The 16,995-nt window shown below is 32.5% G+C and carries 16 protein-coding genes; 14 read left to right on the top strand and 2 right to left on the bottom strand.

The annotated features are described in order from the left end of the window. Positions 1–47 precede the first annotated feature (47 nt). The 3 genes from AC6CH4_RS19605 (at position 48) to AC6CH4_RS19595 (ending at position 3,132) form a co-directional block, all read left to right on the top strand. Entirely contained in the window at positions 48–944 is an 897-nt protein-coding gene (locus tag AC6CH4_RS19605) for a LysR family transcriptional regulator (protein WP_498105950.1), read from the top strand. A gap of 74 nt (positions 945–1,018) precedes the next feature. Further along, positions 1,019–1,999: a YeiH family protein gene (locus AC6CH4_RS19600; protein WP_498105948.1), complete on the top strand. Its 981-nt coding sequence runs from the start codon at positions 1,019–1,021 to the stop codon at positions 1,997–1,999. Between the two features lie 134 nt (positions 2,000–2,133). Then, positions 2,134–3,132, top strand: a complete 999-nt coding sequence (locus AC6CH4_RS19595) for a zinc dependent phospholipase C family protein (RefSeq protein WP_498105946.1) — start codon at positions 2,134–2,136, stop codon at positions 3,130–3,132. Between the two features lie 192 nt (positions 3,133–3,324). Here AC6CH4_RS19595 and AC6CH4_RS19590 read toward each other — a convergent pair whose 3' ends face one another. After that, complete coding sequence (locus AC6CH4_RS19590) at positions 3,325–5,415, bottom strand: LTA synthase family protein (protein WP_498105944.1); 2,091 nt, start codon at positions 5,413–5,415, stop codon at positions 3,325–3,327. Positions 5,416–5,625: 210 nt separating this feature from the next. Here AC6CH4_RS19590 and AC6CH4_RS19585 point away from each other — a divergent pair, with 210 nt between their 5' ends. The 11 genes from AC6CH4_RS19585 (at position 5,626) to hisIE (ending at position 16,034) form a co-directional block, all read left to right on the top strand. Beyond that, the gene (locus tag AC6CH4_RS19585) at positions 5,626–6,291 is read left to right on the top strand and encodes a response regulator transcription factor (RefSeq protein WP_498105942.1); all 666 of its coding nucleotides are present in this window, start codon (positions 5,626–5,628) and stop codon (positions 6,289–6,291) included. Beyond that, the gene (locus AC6CH4_RS19580; RefSeq protein ID WP_498105940.1) at positions 6,292–7,692 is read left to right on the top strand and encodes a sensor histidine kinase; all 1,401 of its coding nucleotides are present in this window, start codon (positions 6,292–6,294) and stop codon (positions 7,690–7,692) included. It begins immediately after the preceding gene. Between the two features lie 309 nt (positions 7,693–8,001). Further along, on the top strand, positions 8,002–8,859 hold the full coding sequence (gene hisG / locus AC6CH4_RS19575) for an ATP phosphoribosyltransferase (protein ID WP_498105938.1): 858 nt from the start codon (positions 8,002–8,004) through the stop codon (positions 8,857–8,859). Positions 8,860–8,961: 102 nt separating this feature from the next. Beyond that, positions 8,962–10,245 carry a histidinol dehydrogenase gene (hisD, locus tag AC6CH4_RS19570; protein ID WP_498105936.1) on the top strand — a complete coding sequence of 428 codons (1,284 nt, stop codon included), beginning with the start codon at positions 8,962–8,964 and terminating at the stop codon, positions 10,243–10,245. A 97-nt stretch (positions 10,246–10,342) separates the two neighbouring features. Further along, positions 10,343–11,389, top strand: coding sequence for a histidinol-phosphate transaminase (hisC, locus tag AC6CH4_RS19565; protein WP_498105934.1), 1,047 nt, complete (start codon positions 10,343–10,345; stop codon positions 11,387–11,389). A 167-nt stretch (positions 11,390–11,556) separates the two neighbouring features. Continuing rightward, positions 11,557–12,693: a bifunctional histidinol-phosphatase/imidazoleglycerol-phosphate dehydratase HisB gene (gene hisB / locus AC6CH4_RS19560; protein ID WP_498105932.1), complete on the top strand. Its 1,137-nt coding sequence runs from the start codon at positions 11,557–11,559 to the stop codon at positions 12,691–12,693. Between the two features lie 68 nt (positions 12,694–12,761). Further along, positions 12,762–13,343, top strand: coding sequence for an imidazole glycerol phosphate synthase subunit HisH (gene hisH / locus AC6CH4_RS19555; protein WP_498105930.1), 582 nt, complete (start codon positions 12,762–12,764; stop codon positions 13,341–13,343). Between the two features lie 53 nt (positions 13,344–13,396). Then, positions 13,397–14,122, top strand: coding sequence for a 1-(5-phosphoribosyl)-5-[(5-phosphoribosylamino)methylideneamino]imidazole-4-carboxamide isomerase (hisA, locus tag AC6CH4_RS19550; protein WP_498105928.1), 726 nt, complete (start codon positions 13,397–13,399; stop codon positions 14,120–14,122). Positions 14,123–14,227: 105 nt separating this feature from the next. Continuing rightward, positions 14,228–14,539 carry an NIPSNAP family protein gene (locus AC6CH4_RS19545; RefSeq protein ID WP_498105926.1) on the top strand — a complete coding sequence of 104 codons (312 nt, stop codon included), beginning with the start codon at positions 14,228–14,230 and terminating at the stop codon, positions 14,537–14,539. A gap of 98 nt (positions 14,540–14,637) precedes the next feature. Beyond that, positions 14,638–15,393 carry an imidazole glycerol phosphate synthase subunit HisF gene (hisF, locus tag AC6CH4_RS19540; RefSeq protein WP_498105924.1) on the top strand — a complete coding sequence of 252 codons (756 nt, stop codon included), beginning with the start codon at positions 14,638–14,640 and terminating at the stop codon, positions 15,391–15,393. 44 nt (positions 15,394–15,437) lie between these two features. Beyond that, entirely contained in the window at positions 15,438–16,034 is a 597-nt protein-coding gene (gene hisIE / locus AC6CH4_RS19535; RefSeq protein WP_498105922.1) for a bifunctional phosphoribosyl-AMP cyclohydrolase/phosphoribosyl-ATP diphosphatase HisIE, read from the top strand. A 173-nt stretch (positions 16,035–16,207) separates the two neighbouring features. On the opposite strand, the gene AC6CH4_RS19530 is transcribed toward hisIE, so the two are convergent. Then, positions 16,208–16,906 (bottom strand): carbohydrate-binding family 9-like protein, encoded by a 699-nt coding sequence (locus AC6CH4_RS19530; protein WP_498105920.1) that lies wholly within the window; start codon positions 16,904–16,906, stop codon positions 16,208–16,210. Positions 16,907–16,995 lie beyond the last annotated feature (89 nt).

The raw sequence follows: 16,995 nt of genomic DNA, 5'->3' as shown, positions 1-16,995 counted from the left end.
TTCTCAAAGACATCACAGAGATTCACAAAGAATTGAAAGAATAAAACATGGATTTCAGACTAAAAGTATTCTATACCGTTGCACTCCGCTTAAACTTTACTAAAGCGGCAACAGAGTTGTATATTTCGCAGCCTGCAGTTTCAAAACATATCCAGGAACTCGAAGAAACCTATAAAACTAAACTTTTTGAAAGAAACGGTTCTAAAATCGCTTTAACGCCAGCAGGGGAAATTCTTTTAAAACATACCAAAAACATTTTTGAAATTTACAGAGAAATAGACTTTGAGATGAGTTCGTTTATCAATGAACGACAAGGTTTATTGCGGTTGGGAGCAAGTACTACAATTTCACAATATATTATTTCTCCCGTTTTGGCTCGTTTTCATCAAAAGCAAAAAGATATAAAAGTTAATTTGCTGAACGGAAATACGGAGCAAATTGAAAATTCCTTAATTAACAAAGAAATCGAAATCGGAATTGTTGAAGGGCAATCTAAGAATCAGTCTATTAAATACATTCCGTTTTTAAAAGACGAATTGGTTTTGGTTTGCAATACCAAAAATCCGTTGGTCAAACAGCATAAAATTTCATTGGAAGATTTAAAAACAATGAAATTCATAACACGTGAAAGAGGTTCCGGAACACTTGAAGTTATAGAATATGCTTTAAAACAAGTAAATGTAAAATTAACAGATTTACAAATCGAAATGCAATTAGGAAGTACAGAAAGTATAAAATCGTATTTGTTAAACTCAGATTGTTTTGCTTTCATGTCAATACATGCAGTAAGTAACGAATTAAAGAATAATGAATTGATTGTTTTGGATGTTGAGAGTTTGGCTATCGAAAGATACTTTTATATTATCACGTTAGTTGGGAAAACAGATTCTTTATCGGAACTCTTTATTCAAAACTTATCCTCTTATTATAATTTAAAGTTATAGTCAATTGTATTTTACGATTGGCGTTTTCAATATATAGGACCGACCTTTGTATGATAATTATCAAATAGCCTATTTTGAAAACAAAGCAACATTCTGAAACCCATTTATTCGAAGTGAATCTTTATTTCCAGCAAGCAGTCTTTGCATTCATAATCGGACTGTGTTTATTCTCTTTTATATCTCCTCCAATTGCTTTGTTATTGGGGGTTCTGATTGTAAATGTTTTTGGAAATCCTTTTATTGCATTCAATCATAGAGCTATTACTTTTTTATTACAATTTTCAGTTGTTGGTTTAGGGTTTGGAATGAATGCTACAGCAGCTATTTCAGCAGGAAAAGAAGGCTTTCTATTAACGGTATTTTCTATAATTAGCACTTTAATTGTCGGAACGCTGTTAGGAAAATGGCTTAAAACAGAGAAAAAAACTTCACATTTAATTTCGTGCGGAACAGCAATTTGTGGTGGGAGTGCTATTGCAGCAATTTCTCTCGTAATTAAATCAAATGAAAATCAGACTTCAATTGCTTTGGGTGTAATTTTTATTCTGAATTCAATTGCTTTATTTGTTTTCCCATTTATTGGTCATCAGCTTGATTTGTCTCAAAAAGATTTTGGTTTGTGGTGTGCTATCGCCATTCACGATACCAGTTCTGTAGTTGGTGCTGCCAATAAATACGGAGCAGAAGCTTTGCAGGTTGCGACAACAGTAAAATTAGCCAGAGCTTTATGGATTATTCCAATTTCACTGGGAACAGCTATAATTTTTAAAAATCAATCAGGAAGCGTCGGAAAGAGAATCAAGATCCCTTATTTTATTGGCTTATTTATTTTGGCGATGCTTTTGAATACTTATATACCTGAAACCGCTATTATTGCGCCGCATATTGTAGGGATTGCCAAAATTGGTTTAACCATAACATTATTTCTAATTGGTGCAACCTTAAATATAAATACTTTAAAATCAGTAGGAGTGAAGCCTTTGTTACAGGGCGTTTTCCTTTGGATATTTACTGCAGGTTTGGGTTTGGCTTCAATTTTATATTTCTCAAATTAAGGTTTGTTTTAAAATGAGCTTATTTCAGTTATATGGTTGAAATTTTATAAAGAATTAAATTAACATAATCTTTGTCGGTTTATTTTTGAATTATCGTTAAATAAAATAAATTTGTACTTCAAACAAATTTACAAATGAAAAACTTTAAAATGAAGCCGAGACTAATTGCCTTTTTTGCATTAGGAATTGGATTTTTAACCTTGTCATGGGGAATCGTTGGTCACGAACGTATTAACAAAGCGGCAGTAATGGCTTTGCCTCGACCACTACAAATTTTCTTCTACAATCATATTGATTTTATTACGCAGGAAGCTTCCGTTCCGGATATTCGTAAATATGCCTTGAATTATAAAGATGAAAATCCAAGACATTATTTTGACATGGAAAATTTTGGTTCTGCTGACAGTCTGCCAAAAACCATGGAAGAAGCAAAGAAAAAATACGATGCTAAATTCTTGAACGACAACGGAATTTTACCCTGGTACATTGAAGATATGATGGTTAAATTAACCAAGGCTTTTAAAGATAAAAATAGAGCAGAAATTTTATTTCTTGCTGCAGATTTAGGGCATTATATAGGTGATGCGCATATGCCATTGCATACTTCTGCAAATCATGATGGACAATTGAGCGATCAAAAAGGAATTCATTCTCTTTGGGAGAGCAGATTGCCTGAATTGTTTGCTAAAAATTATAAATTAAATGTTCCCGAAGCTCATTATTATGAAGATGTTCATAAAGCAATCTGGGATATGATTAATGATACACACAGTTTAGCGCAGCCTTTATTAGACATTGATAAAAAACTAAGAAGTGCGACTCCTGAAAATCAGGTCTTTAAAATGGACGCTGATGGGAAAGTGCTAAAAAGTAAATACAATTCGGCTATTTTCTCTGATGAATATGCTAAAAAACTGCATAAAGACTTAAACGGAATGGTTGAAAACCAAATGAAAAAAGCCATTACAGCCACTGCTAGTTTTTGGTATACTGCATGGGTAAATGCCGGAAAACCTGATTTAAGTGATTTAGATTCGCCAGCAGTTACGCAAAGAAACAATCAGGCATTGAAAGATGATTTAAAATTATATCAAAGCGGAGATCTATTCGGGATGCAGAATCAAAATGATTAATAATTAAGTTTTCAGTCTCGGTCTCAGTTTTCAGATTGATACCTAAACAAAGCCTCAAGTTCAATAGAATTTGAGGCTTTGTTTGTTTATCACGTCACCTTGTCATCCTTCGTTCTTCAGATGACAAAAATGGGGTAGAAACTTTGCGGTTAAATTGGAATTTGGAATTTTTTAAATTGGAATTTAAAAGTCCTACTTCTGGTATTTCTTCTGTTTCAACATATCCGAAGCAGTCTGATAAAACGAAATAGTTTCATTGACCAAGTCAGTTCTTTCTGTTTGCAACGGAATTTCATCATAAAAAATTTGGTATTCCGGAGCAATTCCTAGTCTTGGATTTAGTTTTAGTTCAAATTGTTTTACCATTTGTTTAGGAGATAAAATGGTCAAAACATTATCTTTTATCAAACCTAAATCCTGATAAGTTGCAATAAAAGCTCTTGGTTTATAATCAGATTTCAAAACATCCTGACCATAAAACTTACTTTGATAATCAAAATGTAGTAATCCAAAAAGTGTTGGCATTAAATCAATCTGTGACATTAGTTTATTGCATTTTGAAGGTTTTTCACCAGGAGTAAAAATAAAAGCCGGAATTCTATATTTATCCAAAGGAAGCTTTGTTTTTCCTGCGCTTGAAGCACAATGATCAGCAACAATAACGAAAACGGTGTTTTTAAACCATGGTTGTTTGCCTGCCATCTCAAAGAATTTCCTCAATGCATAATCGGTATATTTTACGCCTCCGTCACGGGACTTGATGTCACCTGGAATATCAATTTTATTATTCGGATACGTAAATGGTCTGTGGTTACTCACCGTCATGATATGATTAAAGAAAGGTTTGTTTTTGCCGGCTTCATTATTCATAACCTTTATGCTTTTGTTGTACATGTCTTCATCACAAACTCCCCAAACATTCGAAAATGTAATTTCCTCAGGAGAAAAACTAGATTTATCTACAATCTGATAGCCGTTTCCTGAATAAAAGTCTTGCATGTTATCAAAAAAGGCATCTCCACCATACATGAATTTTACATCGTAACCTTTTTGTTTGAAGATAGCTCCGGTTGAAAATTTATTTTTATTGTCTTCTCTTTTTACTACACTTTCTCCGGCTGTTGGAGGCAGACACAATGTAACGGCTTCTAATCCACGGACAGTTCTGTTTCCTGCGGCGTATAAATTGGTGAACTGAAGACTTTTTTGCGATAAACTGTCTAAAAAGGGCGTAATGTTTTGTTCATTTCCGTACGATTTCATGAATTCGGCACTCAAACTTTCAATGGTAATTAATACTACATTTTTATGGGTTTCAGGAGAATCAGCTGTAATGGTTCGAGTAGTATTTTCTCCTGTAATGACAGGATATTGCTGTTTCAAAATTGCAAAAGCCTTATCGTTAGGAAGTGTTTTGTAAAATTTGAAATAGTCTAATTTATTATTTTCAAAAGCTAAGTAAAACTTATACAAACCATTAGCCTGTAATTCATTGACAAAAACATTTTTAGAATTTTCTGTTTTTGCTAATATCGGAATAGCGATTAACGAAATGAGAAATAAAATAATGTAAAACCCCGAAAGCTTTATTTTTTCCTTAAGATTCGGAATCTCCTTAATAAAGTTCTTAGAATTTTTCAAAATAAAATAAGTAGTAATTCCTGTTGCTAAAAATAAGGCAGAAAATAACGGAATTACTGGATAAGATTGCATAATATTTCCAATAACTTCATTTGTGTAAATCAAATAGTTAACTGCAATAAAATTGTATTTTACACCAAATTCATTCCAAAAGAAATATTCGCTTAAGCCATTTTGAAGAATTAATAAAACATATAAAAAGATTACAAAAGCAAATAGCCAGAATCTGATTTTGTCCCTCCATTTTGGAAGAAAAAGCAAAAGAGCAAATAGTAACGTTTTTACTCCAATAAAAATTAAAATAATCTCAGGCAATGCTCCTCCGTACTCGTCAAAAATGCTTTTTCCGGATGCTACATATAAAAAGAAACTAATAAAAACCCCAAGAATAATATATCCTGAAGGCTTGTTATATTTGATATTCGAAACAAAAACCAGATATAGCCATAGAAAAAAACTCGCGATTACAAAGACAAAAAAATCTGAGAGTAAGCCTAAACTAAAGATTTTTAGGCTTTGAAGAATTGTAAAAGTACTTTGCGTAATGGGATGAAAAAACAGCACAATTCGAAGCAGAAAACTTATGGAAAAATAAAAAAAGGCAAGATTGTAAAAAGGGGAGATTTTCTTGTAAAAAGTCATGAAATTATTTTTTTACAAAATTAATTCCGGTTGATTAATTTGAGATTAAGTTCGCCTTTTACCTTTGTTAGTGTTAACTTAATATTTACTTAAGATTATAATTATTTTCTGCTATTCAAAAGGTATTAATTGATTTTCAAAATTTTAAATATTTACCTTTGATTAATTCAAATTAAATTTGAAAAATATAATTTTTAATAAAAAAGATAGATGCACATTTTAATAGTAGAAGATGAATTAGGAATTATTCAGTTTTTGCAACAAGGTTTGCAGGAGGAAGGTTATCAGGTAACTACTGCTAGTGACGGCTCAAAAGGGTTTGAATTGGTTCAGAATCAACAATTTGATTTGATTTTATTAGATTGGATGTTGCCAAAAATTAATGGTTTGGACTTATGTAAAGCCATTAGGATTAAAGACCAGTATACTCCAATTATCTTTTTGACTGCAAAAGATACTGTTCAGGAAACTATTGAAGGCTTGAAAGCAGGTGCAAATGATTACATTAAAAAACCTTTTAGCTTTGAGGAATTAGTTGAACGTATTAAAGTTCATTTTAGAAATAAAAAAGGTACTGAAACACTTACTTTGGGGAAGATAAAAATAGATTTATCCAAACATATTGTGCTAAAAAATGATGAAGAAGTAGCTTTAACTCAAAGAGAATTTGAACTGCTAACTTATTTAATTCAGCACAAAGGAAAAGTTTGTACCCGAAATCAGATCTTAAAAGACGTTTGGGAAATCAATTTTGAGTATGATACCGGCGTTATAGATGTTTTTATGAATGCTATTCGAAAAAAACTTAATTTAAAAATTGAAGAAGATTATATAAAAACAATTCGTGGTATTGGTTACATCGCAAACGACTTATAAATGGTACAAATTTCCTTTAAAAACAGAATTGCATTAAACTATATTATTACCACTGGTTTGTTGATTTTAGTGGTTTTTTCGCTGATTTATTCGATTGTAAAGCATACTGCTTATAGTCATATTGATGAAAATTTAAATGTTGAAATCAAGAATCATTTAGCAGAAATCAAGGTTGTAGGTGACAAAGTAATTTTAATTGATGAAGAAGAATGGAATGAACGTGAACACAATACTGTGGATGTAAATCCTGTTTTTGTGGAGTTTTTGGATTTGAATAAAAAGATTATTGAGAAAGCGCCTAATCTTAAAACGCAAACACTTGAATTTAATGATTCTGTAAAAGATTATGAGTTGTTTGATACTAAAATGGGTAATCATGCCATTAGACAAATTCAGGTTCCGCTTCATATTAAAAAGAAACAAATAGGTTATATCATTGTCGCTATGTCTCTGGCCGATTCCACAATGGTATTAAATAATTTGTTTGATATTATGTGCTTGTCATTTTTGGCGATATTATTATTGCTGTTTTTTATTGCCCGATTCTTTGCCGGACGAAGTATAAAACCGATAAATGCAATTATAAATACTTCAAAAATAATTACAAAAGACAATTTGAAAACGCGAATTCCGTTGCCCAAAACCCGTGACGAATTATATACGCTTTCAAAAACCATCAACAACTTATTAAACCGAATTGAAGATGCAATTGAACGTGAAAAACAGTTTACTTCTGATGCTTCTCATGAGTTAAGAACGCCATTAACAGTTATTAAAGGAACTCTTGAAGTTTTGATTCGTAAACCTCGTGATAATAAAGAATATGAAGAAAAAATTAATTATTGTATAAATGAAGTAGATCATCTAAATATGCTCGTTGATCAGCTTCTTTTAATGGCTCGTTTTGAGAATCAAAGACAAAATGTAAATACAGAATCTGTTTATCTGAATGCCTTAATATTGGATGTGTTAACGCTGAATTCTGAAAAAATAAATAATAAGAAAATCAACGTCAAATTTGATGCTGAACAGGATTATTATATTAAATCTGATAATTTTTTGGTGATTACTATTTTGAGAAATATTATTTCGAATGCAATTAAATATACCAGTATTGGTGGACGAGTTTCAATTTTTCTTTCGAGGCAAAATGGGGAAACAATTTGTAAAATTTCAGATAACGGAATCGGAATTGCCAAAGGAGATTTAGAGGCAATTTTAAATCCTTTTTTCAGATCAAATTCTACAGATCACCCTGAAATTAAAGGAACTGGATTAGGTTTATCAATTGTAAAAAGAACGACAGACTTACTTGATATTAAATTTAGAATTGAAAGCGAAATAGAAGTAGGAACTACAGTTATTTTAAGTTTTAACGAAGATATGAAAACGTTATCGTAGATTGAAAAAATGTAATAAAAATGGCATCTGAAATATTTTTTAACAATAAACTATCGTTAAGTTAAATTAAAAATTGCTTTTTTATGAAATTAACTAGTATATTTGCAACCGAATCAAAGAATTATAAAACAAACCAAACAATGATTTCAAATCAATTACATCATCATCATTTTCATTATTGCTCTCAGGCGATGTGTTAATGGTATGCATGTAAATCATCATATTTTAAAACCCGTTTGAGTACATCAAGCGGGTTTTTTAATTCCAATTCTTTGTACTCAAACTATTAATTCAACAAACAACTAAAAAATGAGTACTTTAAAAATTGCAATTCAAAAATCAGGTCGTTTAAACGAAGACAGCATTCAAATCTTAAAAGATTGTGGTATTTCGATCAACAACGGAAACGATCAGTTAAAAGCAGAAGCTTCCAATTTTCCTTTAGAAGTTTTATACCTGAGAAATTCAGATATTCCTCAGTATTTAATTGATGGAGTAGTAGATTTAGCCATTGTTGGCGACAACCTTCTTGTAGAAAAAGGAAAGCATATTGAAGTGATTCAAAAACTTGGATTCTCAAAATGTAAAGTTTCCGTAGCTGTCCCTAAAACTTTCGAATATAATTCTATTCAGGATTTGGCAGGTTTACGAATCGCAACATCTTATCCAAACACTGTCAATGAGTATTTTAACTCTTTCGGATTAACGGTTGACATTCATCAAATTTCAGGTTCTGTAGAAATTGCACCAAACATTGGTCTAGCCGATGCTATTGTAGATATCGTTTCAAGCGGAAGTACTTTATTTAAAAACAATTTAAGAGAAGTTGAAGTGATCTTAAAAAGTGAAGCTGTTTTGGCAGTTTCACCAAAAGTTTCTCCGGAAATTCAAAAACACATCGATACTTTAAAATTCAGAATTCAATCGGTTTTAAGAGCCAGAAATTCAAAATACATCTTGATGAATGTACCGAATGAAAAAATCGACGAGATTGGAAAAATTCTACCCGTTTTAAGAAGTTTAACTGTTTTACCATTAGCGCAGGAAGGCTGGAGTAGCGTTCATTCTGTAATCGACAAAGATACTTTTTGGGACGTAATTGATAAACTAAAAGAGGCAGGAGCAGAAGGAATTTTAGTTTGCCCAATTGAGAAAATGGTTCTTTAATGCGCTTTGCGCGCTTTAGGCAATAAGCTTTAAGCTTTACGCCAAAAAACACAAAGTTAATTAGCTTATGGCCTAAAGCCTAAAGCTTAAAGCATAAAAAAAATGAATAAAATAGATAATCCAAAACCAGAAACCTGGTCAGATATATTAAAAAGACCAACCAAAACAATAGATGATATCGAAGTTACGGTTAAAGAAATTTTTAAGGAAGTACAGAAAAAAGGTGATGAAGCTGTTGCAAAATATACTTCTATTTTCGATGGAATTACTTTAGATAATTATGAAGTTACTCCGGAAGAAATTGAAGAAGCAATTAATTCAATTTCAGATGAATTGAAAGATTCAATCCAATTGGCAAAATCAAATATTTTCAAGTTTCATACTGCTCAAAAAACAGAACGAATTTCAGTTGAAACTATTGAGGGAGTAAATTGCTGGCAGGAAAAAAGACCAATCCAAAAAATCGGTTTGTATATTCCGGGTGGAACGGCGCCTTTATTTTCAACGGTTTTAATGTTAGCCGTTCCTGCAGAAATTGCAGGTTGCAAAGAAATTGTTTTATGCTCGCCTCCGGATAAAACAGGAAAAATAAATCCGGCGATTTTATACACTGCAAATTTATGTGGTGTAACTAAAATATTAAAAGTAGGCGGAATTCAGGCGATTGCCGGAATGACGTTTGGAACACAATCTATTCCGAAGGTTTATAAAATTTTCGGGCCAGGAAACCAATTTGTAACCGTAGCTAAACAATTAGCAACACAATTTGGAGTAGCTATTGATATGCCGGCCGGACCTTCTGAATTGTTGATTGTAGCTGATGAAACTGCAGTTCCTGCATTTGTAGCATCTGATTTATTATCTCAGGCTGAACACGGAACGGATAGTCAGGTAATTTTAGTTTCGACTTCAAGAAGATTGATTGATGCTGTTGAAACTGAAATTCAATCTCAAATTGAAGAGCTTCCAAGAAAAGCAATTGCAAAGAAAGCGATAGAAAATTCGAAATTGATTTATGTAGAAAATGACAAAATTGCATTGGATTTAATCAATGAATACGGTCCGGAACATTTTATTATTTGTTCTGAATATGACGATTTTTATTGCAATGGAATTGTAAATGCGGGCTCTGTTTTTATCGGTAATTATACGCCGGAAAGCGCAGGGGATTACGCTTCAGGAACAAATCATACGTTGCCAACAAACGGATACGCTAAGAATTACAGTGGAGTAAATCTGGATAGTTTTATGAAATCGATGACATTTCAGAAAATATCTAAAACCGGAATTCTAAACATTGGAAGAGCTATTGAAGTTATGGCAGAAGCTGAAGGGTTGCAAGCACATAAAAATGCTGTAACACTGAGATTAAAGAGTATAGAGTAAAGAATATAGAATATAGAACAAAGAATGTAGAAAAATTTAGATAAAGCGAGAAGTCTATTCTCTATATTCTATTTTCTATATTCCAAAAATTAAGACAATGGAATTCGATATAAATACAATAACACGTGAAAACGTAAAAATATTAAAACCATATTCGTCAGCAAGAGATGAGTTTGAAGATTTTGATACTGCCGAAATGATTTTTTTGGATGCTAATGAAAATCCGTTTCAGAATGGTGTAAATCGTTATCCTGATCCACAACAAAGTTCGGTTAAGGCGATTTTGGCGAAGAATAATAGCGTAAAATCAAGTCAGATTTTATTAGGAAATGGGAGCGATGAAGTTTTGGATTTGCTTTTCAGAGCTTTTTGTGAACCAAAAATTGATAATATTATTTCGTTACCACCAACGTACGGAATGTACAGTGTTTTAGCGAATATTAATGCGGTAGAAAATAGAGAAGTTTTACTTTCAACAGATTTTCAGCCACAAGTAGAGAAAATTTTAGAAGCTGTTGATGCGAATACAAAAATCATCTTTTTATGCTCACCAAATAACCCGACAGGAAATTCTTTTTCGGATGAAAGCGTAGTGAAATTGCTTCAGAATTTTAAAGGTTTGGTGGTAATTGATGAAGCGTATATTGACTTTTCAGACAAAGAAAGCTGGTTGACAGAAATGGATGAATATCCAAATTTGGTTATTACACAAACACTTTCAAAAGCCTATGGTTTGGCCGGAATTCGTTTGGGGATTTGTTATGCTTCTGAAGCTGTAATTTTGGTTTTAAATAAAATAAAACCTCCTTATAATGTAAACGAATTGACACAACAAAGAGCCATTTCTCGTCTGAAGGATTCTGATAAAATAAGGCAGGAAATAGCTTCTATCATTGAGCAAAGAGAAGAACTTCTTAAAGTTTTACTTGAAGTTAGTTTTGTAGAAAAAGTTTACCCGACGGAAGCCAATTTTGTCTTGGTTAAAGTAGACGATGCCAACAAAAGATACGACGAATTAATTGCAAAAGGAATTGTAATACGCAATAGAACAACTCAGCCTTTATGCGAAAACTGCCTGCGTTTTACGATTGGTATTCCAGAAGAAAATGCAATTTTGATTAAGGAATTGAAATTATTAAAGTAAAAAATATTGGCTACAGATTTCACAGATTAAAATGATTTTTTTCTGTTTGTGTTTTATTTTCTTTGCCACGAATTAACACAAATTAAATTAGTGAAAATTAGTGAAATTCGTGGCAAGAGAAAAAATCATTTTAATCTGCGTAATCTGTGGCAGAACAAAAATATACTATGAAAAAAGTACTTTTTATCGATCGTGATGGAACGATTGTTTTAGAACCTGAAAATTTGCAACTGGATAGTTTGAATAAACTAGAATTTTATCCAAAAGCTTTTCAATATTTGGCTAAAATCGCCATTGAATTAGATTACGAATTAGCGATGGTTACCAACCAGGATGGATTAGGAACGGATAGTTTTCCGGAAGATACATTTTGGCCAACGCAGAATTTCATTTTAAAAGCTTTTGAAAATGAAGGAGTTTTGTTTGATGATATTTTTGTTGACAGATCATTTCCAGAAGATAATGCGCCAACGCGCAAGCCTAGAACAGGAATGTTGACGAAATATTTGAATAATCCGGAATATGATTTAGAAAATTCTTTTGTTTTGGGAGATCGTTTGACAGATGTTGAATTGGCGAAAAATTTAGGATCCAAAGCGATTTTCATGAATATGACGGACGGAATTGGAAGTAATGAAATATCATCAAAACGTGAAGAATTGAATGATACGATTATTTTGCAAACGACGGACTGGAAAACGATCTATGAGTTTTTGAAATTGGAAGCACGTTCGGCATCGATTACACGTAAAACACATGAGACCGATATTTTCATTAATGTGAATTTAGACGGAACCGGAAAAAGTAAAATTGATACCGGAATTGCATTTTTTGATCATATGTTAGACCAGATTTCTCGTCACGGTCAAATGGATTTGGAAATCTTGGTAAAAGGTGATTTAGAAGTTGATGAACACCACACGATTGAAGATACTGCAATTGCACTTGGAGAAGTTTTTGCGAAAGCACTTGGGAATAAATTAGGAATTGAGCGTTACGGTTTCTGTCTGCCAATGGATGATTGTCTGGCGCAGGTTGCCATTGACTTTGGAGGAAGAAACTGGTTGGTTTGGGAAACCGAATTCAAACGCGAAATGGTAGGTAAAATGCCAACAGAAATGTTTTATCATTTCTTTAAATCGTTCTCTGACGGTGCTAAAGCCAATATCAACATAAAAGCAGAAGGAACCAACGAGCACCACAAAATTGAAGCGATTTTTAAAGCTTTCGCAAAAGCCATAAAAGTAGCGGTGAAAAGAGATACAGAAAAGATGATTTTGCCTTCAACGAAAGGAATGTTGTAAAACGCTATAAGCTATAGGCAATAGGCAATAAGCCTAAAGCTTACGGCTTAAAGCTTAAAGCTTTTTTAATGAAAATAGTAATTATAAATTACGGAGCAGGAAATATTCAGAGCATTATGTTTGCTATTGAAAGGCTTGGTTTTAAAGCTGTTTTGAGTAATAATCCCGAAGAGATTCAGCAGGCTGATAAAGTGATTTTTCCAGGAGTTGGTGAAGCAAGTTCGGCTATGAAAAAACTAAAAGAAAGCGGATTGGATAGTTTGATTCCGAATTTGAAACAACCCGTTTTAGGAATTTGCCTTGGTATGCAATTGATGTGTAAATCATCTGAAGAAGGCGATACGAAAGGTCTAGGAATTTTTGATGTCGATGTAATTAAATTCACATCAAAAGTAAAAGTGCCACAAATGGGATGGAATCAAATTTATAATCTAAAATCGGATTTGTTTAAGGGGATTTCGGAAAATGAATTTATGTATTTAGTACATAGTTTTTATGCTCCAAATTGCGATGAAGCCATTGCGACAACGGATTATGAGTTAGAATACGCATCGGCATTAAAAAAAGGCAATTTTTACGGAACACAATTTCATCCGGAAAAAAGCGGAGCTGTCGGTGAGAAAATATTAGAGAATTTTTTAAAAATATAAAAGGAATCTAAGGACTTTACGACTTTGGACTTTCAAACTTTAAGACCTAAATAATGAGAATAATACCAGCCATAGATATCATTGACGGAAAATGTGTTCGTTTGTCAAAAGGCGATTATGATACGAAGATAATTTACAATGAAAATCCGCTTGAAGCAGCGAAATCATTCGAAGCACACGGAATTGAATATTTACATTTAGTAGATTTAGACGGTGCAAAATCGAGTAAAATTGTCAATTATAAAATTCTGGAGCAAATTGCGACACAGACCAGTTTGCAAATTGATTTTGGCGGAGGCTTAAAATCAGATGAAGATTTAAAAATTGCTTTCGAAAGTGGTGCAAGTCAGATTACCGGCGGAAGTATTGCGGTAAAAAACAGAGCAATCTTCGAAAAATGGATTACAGAATATGGTTCTGAAAAAATCATTTTAGGAGCTGATGCTAAAGATGAAAAAATAGCAGTTTCAGGCTGGTTAGAAGATTCTGATGAAGATTTGATTCCGTTTATTCAGGAGTATCAAATGAAAGGAATTCAATATGTTATTTGTACCGATATTGCTAAAGATGGAATGCTTGAAGGACCAAGCTTTGATTTGTATGAAAAAATATTAAAAGAAGCCGTTGGTGTAAAATTAATAGCTTCCGGAGGAATTTCAACTTTTGATGAACTACCAAAATTAGCTCATTTAGGTTGTGAAGGAACAATAATTGGAAAAGCGATTTATGAAGGCAGAATTTCGCTAAAACAACTAGAGAATTATATAATTGGAAAATGAGGGTTAATTAGATAATGTGCCAATTAGAAAATTAGATAATTTCCCGTATTGCACAAAAATTATCTAATTATCAAATTTCCACATTGACACATTAAAAAAAAGATTATGATAACATGTCATTTAAAATACGTTATAGATCCTTATCAATTGGAAGCGTTTGAAGATTACGGTAAGAGATGGATTAAAATCGTAAATCGATTAGGAGGCCAGCATCATGGTTATTTTATGCCTTCGGAGGGAGCTAATAATATTGCTTATGCACTGTTTTCTTTTCCAAGTTTAACTGGTTATGAAAATTACCGAAAACAAATGTTTTCAAAAGATGATCAGGAGTGTGTAGAAGCTTTTAAAATTGCCGAAGACACAAGATGCGTTATAAGTTACGAAAGAACCTTTTTGAGTCCTGTATTCGAGTAGAAAAAATTAGATAATGAGAGAATTAGAAAATTAGATAATTTAATACGTAGCGTAAAATTATCTAATTATCAAATTTTCTAATTAACACATTTAAAAAGATGTTAGCAAAAAGAATCATTCCATGTTTGGATATAAAAAACGGAAGAACCGTTAAAGGCGTTAACTTTGTTGACTTGCGCGATGCTGGCGATCCGGTGGAATTGGCAGAAATTTATTCGGCTGAAGGTGCTGATGAATTGGTTTTTCTGGATATTTCAGCTACTGAAGAACGTCGTAAAACGTTGGTCAATATGGTGAGAAGTGTTGCTGAAAAAATCAACATTCCGTTTACAGTTGGAGGCGGTATTTCATCTGTAGAAGATGTTGAAATTCTGCTGAATAACGGTGCAGATAAAGTATCAATTAATTCATCAGCAGTAAAAAATCCACAGTTGATTAATGATCTGGCACAGAAATTCGGAAGCCAATGTGTTGTTGTGGCGATAGATGCTAAACAAATTGACGGACAATGGATAGTACATTTAGTTGGAGGAAAAGTGCCAACAGAATTAAATTTATTTGACTGGGCTGTAGAAGTTGCAGAACGTGGTGCGGGAGAAATCTTATTCACATCAATGGATAATGACGGAACTAAAAATGGTTTTGCCAATGAAGCTTTGGCTAAATTATCAACTCTGATCAATATTCCGATTATTGCTTCTGGCGGAGCGGGAAATATACAGCATTTTGTAGATTCTTTTAAAGTTGGAAAAGCAGACGCAGCATTGGCAGCAAGTGTTTTTCACTTTAAAGAAATCGAAATTAAGGCTTTGAAACACGAATTAAGAAATAATAATATAGAAGTTCGAATTTAGTTTTGACTTTAAGACTTTCGACTTTACAACTTTAGACTAAAAATATGAACATAGATATCAAAAGCTCACACGGATTAATTCCAGCGATAATTCAGGATTCAGAAACAAAAAATGTTCTGATGCTGGGTTATATGAACGAAGAATCGATTAAAAAAACAATAGAAACTCAAAAAGTAACCTTTTTCAGCCGTTCAAAACAAAGACTTTGGACAAAAGGTGAGGAGAGTGGAAACTTTTTGAATTTGGTAAGTATTAAAAATGATTGCGACGGCGATACACTTTTAATTCAGGCAAAACCTGTTGGGCCAACTTGTCACACGGGAGCTGACACTTGCTGGCAAGAAGAAAATAAAGAGAATTATGGTTTCCTTTCTACTTTAGAAAATACTATAAAAGTTCGAAGAGAAAATGCTGATTCTGAGAAGAGTTATGTAGCGTCTTTGTTTGAAAAAGGAATCAATAAAATTGCTCAAAAAGTAGGTGAAGAAGCTGTAGAAGTAGTGATTGAAGCAAAAGACGATAATGATGATTTATTTCTTAGCGAAAGTGCTGATTTACTTTTTCATTATTTGATTTTGTTACAGGCAAAAGGCTTTCAATTGAATGATGTTGTGGATGTTTTGAAGAAACGCCAGAAATAAAAGCAATCATTTCAACACAATCCTGTCATTCTGACGAAGGAAGGATCATACAAGTAATTCCGCATAGAAGGTCATCAATCTTTGTCGAGTTTCTAATATGGTCTTTCCTTCGTCAGGAGGATAAAAATGAGAATAAATCCTTTGAATATGGGGCATCAGCGTTCCATTCACCACTATTCCACAAACTCAAAAAAAGCAAACTCCTTCGGCTGATGAAATCCAAATTTTAAACTCTTATACGGTTGTAAAGCAAGATATTCAGTAGTATTACCGTAATCAATTCTAAAAGTATTTCCTTTCCATTTTATTCCAGTTTTAGGCTTTGAAAAATTACCATTCTGAATTTTTTTCAGACTCGAAAACGGAATCTTAATTTCTGTAGCATAACCTTCAGGAGTTATTTTGCTTGCTGCTTCAAGTCCAGGAATATCAAATGCCATTGAAGTTCTCCATCCACCGCAATCGGGAGAAATACATTTTAATAACATATCATAATTCGTTGAAAAGGCATTCACTCCAATTTCAATATAATTTTGGCCATCTCCATCGGGATCAATAAAAATTTCTACTAAATCATCTGTATTAAATATTTGCGAATCCTTTTTCTGATATGATCCAACTATTTTAGAATCAGAAGATTTATAAGCTATATATAGGTTGTCATCATTCCACGAAAGTGAAACCATCGTATTCTGGCTAGCATTTGCACCAGAATCATGAATTACAAATGGGCCTAGAAAAGGTGTTTTCCAATCTGATAAATCTCCATTAATAGTTGGCTGATCAGTTGTTTTATAAATCGGTATATTTTGCGAATACACTGTTATCGAGCACAAAAAACATAAAAATGAAGAAAATGAAATAAGTTTCATAAAGCAATAATGAAAATTTGAAAGGGCTAAAATAGGGAAGAATTGTAAACTTTAACATTAAATTTTTCGAATCGAAATTATAAAATTAT

The organism is Flavobacterium sp. GQ95 (assembly GCF_059758655.1).
The sequence above is the reverse complement of the archived record's forward strand: the minus strand, read 5'-3'. Positions and strand labels throughout refer to the sequence as shown.

Bases quoted from the DNA above. Each gene is read 5' to 3' on its own strand.
- AC6CH4_RS19605 (WP_498105950.1), top strand. From the start codon at position 48: ATGGATTTCAGACTAAAAGTATTCTATACCGTTGCACTCCGCTTAAAC.
- AC6CH4_RS19595 (WP_498105946.1), top strand. From the start codon at position 2,134: ATGAAAAACTTTAAAATGAAGCCGAGACTAATTGCCTTTTTTGCATTA.
- AC6CH4_RS19590 (WP_498105944.1), bottom strand. From the start codon at position 5,415: ATGACTTTTTACAAGAAAATCTCCCCTTTTTACAATCTTGCCTTTTTT.
- AC6CH4_RS19585 (WP_498105942.1), top strand. From the start codon at position 5,626: ATGCACATTTTAATAGTAGAAGATGAATTAGGAATTATTCAGTTTTTG.
- AC6CH4_RS19580 (WP_498105940.1), top strand. From the start codon at position 6,292: ATGGTACAAATTTCCTTTAAAAACAGAATTGCATTAAACTATATTATT.
- hisG (WP_498105938.1), top strand. From the start codon at position 8,002: ATGAGTACTTTAAAAATTGCAATTCAAAAATCAGGTCGTTTAAACGAA.
- hisD (WP_498105936.1), top strand. From the start codon at position 8,962: ATGAATAAAATAGATAATCCAAAACCAGAAACCTGGTCAGATATATTA.
- hisC (WP_498105934.1), top strand. From the start codon at position 10,343: ATGGAATTCGATATAAATACAATAACACGTGAAAACGTAAAAATATTA.
- hisB (WP_498105932.1), top strand. From the start codon at position 11,557: ATGAAAAAAGTACTTTTTATCGATCGTGATGGAACGATTGTTTTAGAA.
- hisH (WP_498105930.1), top strand. From the start codon at position 12,762: ATGAAAATAGTAATTATAAATTACGGAGCAGGAAATATTCAGAGCATT.
- hisA (WP_498105928.1), top strand. From the start codon at position 13,397: ATGAGAATAATACCAGCCATAGATATCATTGACGGAAAATGTGTTCGT.
- AC6CH4_RS19545 (WP_498105926.1), top strand. From the start codon at position 14,228: ATGATAACATGTCATTTAAAATACGTTATAGATCCTTATCAATTGGAA.
- hisF (WP_498105924.1), top strand. From the start codon at position 14,638: ATGTTAGCAAAAAGAATCATTCCATGTTTGGATATAAAAAACGGAAGA.
- hisIE (WP_498105922.1), top strand. From the start codon at position 15,438: ATGAACATAGATATCAAAAGCTCACACGGATTAATTCCAGCGATAATT.
- AC6CH4_RS19530 (WP_498105920.1), bottom strand. From the start codon at position 16,906: ATGAAACTTATTTCATTTTCTTCATTTTTATGTTTTTTGTGCTCGATA.